The organism is Vibrio sp. 10N.222.52.C12 (assembly GCF_041474215.1).
GTDB lineage: Bacteria > Pseudomonadota > Gammaproteobacteria > Enterobacterales > Vibrionaceae > Vibrio > Vibrio crassostreae_C.
This window is the reverse complement of record NZ_JBFRTR010000240.1, coordinates 1-2682: the sequence shown is the minus strand read 5'-3', so window position 1 is coordinate 2682 and position 2682 is coordinate 1. Positions and strand designations below refer to the sequence as shown.

3 protein-coding genes are annotated in these 2682 nt (G+C 40.6%); all 3 read right to left on the bottom strand.

Annotation, left to right across the window (positions count from 1 at the left end; all coding sequences use genetic code 11):
• Positions 1–18: 18 nt before the first annotated feature.
• On the bottom strand, positions 19–1374 hold the full coding sequence (locus AB4623_RS24095) for a type II and III secretion system protein family protein (protein WP_372147539.1): 1356 nt from the start codon (positions 1372–1374) through the stop codon (positions 19–21).
• On the bottom strand, positions 1374–2204 hold the full coding sequence (locus AB4623_RS24090; protein ID WP_372147537.1) for a pilus assembly protein CpaB: 831 nt from the start codon (positions 2202–2204) through the stop codon (positions 1374–1376). The genes AB4623_RS24095 and AB4623_RS24090 overlap by 1 nt, the downstream gene beginning before the upstream one ends.
• A partial coding sequence (locus AB4623_RS24085; protein ID WP_372147535.1) for a prepilin peptidase occupies positions 2201–2682 on the bottom strand: 482 nt, incomplete at its 5' end. The genes AB4623_RS24085 and AB4623_RS24090, both read right to left, overlap by 4 nt.

Sequence of the window (2682 nt, the reverse complement as noted above, 5' to 3'; positions counted from 1 at the left end):
CTATTACAATTAATTTCTTCATTGTATAAATCCTCCTTGAGATAACAGTTCAATTGTAGGATCACTACCACTGTTTGCTTCAGCTGGAGAATCGATATTAAGCCAACGATGAAATGTAGAAGTCTTATGCATTTGAGGCAGCTGTACCTTCTTACTTTTTATTGGTTGAACCAAATTCACTGTCGCGACAATTAACAATTCGGTTCTTCTTCTATCTGTCGAAGATTTTCTAAATGCCGCGCCTAAAATTGGAATATCACCTAGTAGGGGGGTTTTCTGTAACTCTTCCAAGTCAGAGCTACTCATTAGCCCGCCCAGTACGAAACTGTCACCATCACCCAACTCGATCGTCGTCATGGCTCTACGCGTTGCCAATTGTGGAACCTCAATGCCTGCCGCTCGAATATACCGCTCGACTTCGCTCACTTCGGGAAGCAACTGCATACGAATACGCTCTTCGCTCATCACATTGGCCGTCAAACTCAAACGAACACCGAACTCTTTAAACGTAATGTTTATATTATTGTTCGTGGTTACGATTACGGGAATTTCCCCACCGACTAAGAAGCTCGCGGACTCACCGGAAATAACGGTCAGATTTGGTTCTGCTAAAATTTGCGCGACATTTTCATTGCCCAATGCTGTAATAACAGTTGTAAGGTCAGCAGCGTCGAACTGTTGGAATAGAAACTCTCCGACACCCGCCCCCACGCTTGACCAATCAACACCGACTGTCTGCGCAAAATTTTCAGTTACTTGAGCGACCGAGATTTTGACATTAACCTGCTGCGCTGTTGCGACCTCAAGTAGCTCTAAAATCCCATCCCAAGTCATATTTCTAGCAAAAACCATATCTTGTGGTTCTGGAATATCGATAAGATCGGTTTCTATTTCAAGCAATCGAGTCGCTTCATACCTTGCTACTTTCTCACGCCCCAGCAGGGTTGCGACCATCCGGTATATATCATCACGCTGCTGGTTAGAATCAACCACACCGCTTACCGCAACTTGCATTCCGACGGACTCTAGCTTAATGTCTAGCTTTGGATAATGGAGTTTAATCTGGCGACGAACTTGGCTCAGATCCACATCGACGATGATTTTCTCGGACAATAGTAATTTATTGTTTTTGCCATAGATTTCGAGTCGCGCTTGCCCCACTTCTTTCGCAAAAACGACAATTGTTTTTTCATCGATAACATTATAATCGGCTATATCTGGTGCGCTAATAAACACTGTTGTGATCGTTTCATTGAGAGAGATATGCTGTCCTTCAAATTGAGTAATATATCGCTGTGAAGCGAATACCATTGAGTTTATCAACAGCAGATTCATCACTAATAGCCATCTCGTTATCTTTGCTGTTATACCCATTACAGTTCGCCCCCTTGAACGGTCTGACGTCTTGAACCTCTTAACTCCGACACTCCACTATAATTTTCAATAACATTTCTAACGTCAGCATCAATCGCAACTTCATAACTATTACTGCGATACACCTCCAAGTGCATCGTTTTTTCAGCAAGCGACACTCTTGCAATATCTACCGGATCAATCTCAATAATGACAACAGCTTGCCCGGTTTCCTCACCAGCGGATGCCGCCGGCTGAAACGTAGAATCGAGATTACCATCATCACCTTTGCTGCCACTCGACGTACCGAGCACCTTAGCTCGCTTAAGAAGCAAATTAGCATTAACACCATTAAAGCCAATACGTCTATCAAGGTCACCAGACAGATTTTCCACCGGCGAGCTTATTGATAACACATCAACATAAATTCCAGGTCTTATATAATCTAATATTAGGTTAGTACTGCTGACTAATAGTGGGTAAGGCTCTTTACCTTCTGATATAAGCAAATCAATATATCCAGGAGAACCTTTTTTATTTTGGTATTCGGGTAAAACCAAATCACCTTGGGATAAATTTCTATTAAGTAATGTGGCTGGAGAAAAATCTAAATTTACATCAGCCTTAATCCCTTCCCCAATGGCCAAACTCTTAAGAATTTGCTCTCTCTTAACCAAAGAAGCATCGATCGGTTTCCCCTTAACGAGTTGGATGTTTGCTCGCCAGACCTGAACGTATTCTTCAGTTTTTTCAACCGTAGGTTCACTCGTCTTATTTAGGTTCTGATATATTCCATAACCGCCGATTGCAACAGCTGCTACAGCAACAAACAGACTGAGACTTTTTTTCATACAAAACCTCCTGTTACAACATTTTTGAAAATGACCAGAGCAAAACCACTACAGATCGCAACGCCATATGGAATACCTTCATTCGTCGGTTTTAAAGTGCTTAATCCATCCCAAATATTGGAACCATATTTCCCACAAAAATGAAGTAGTAGATAAGTAACAGAAATAACCCCACCAATCAAAATCACCAATATAGTGGCTACAAACATATCGTTCGCTGGTATCGCTAAAGAGAAAGCCAAAATAAGCTTAACATCGCCCCCACCAATAAAATTTGCTAACCAAAAACTAATAAGAACGATACCTAAAACAAAAACAATCAATATCTTACTAAAATCTGAGGTCGTAAACCCTAAAGTAAAAGAAGCTATCGCAATAATTACGACATATAAATTAGGTATTTCTCTCTCCGTTATATCTTTAAAACATATTATCAAACTAAAGAAAATAAGAGTAATAAATGCGGATATATATAACA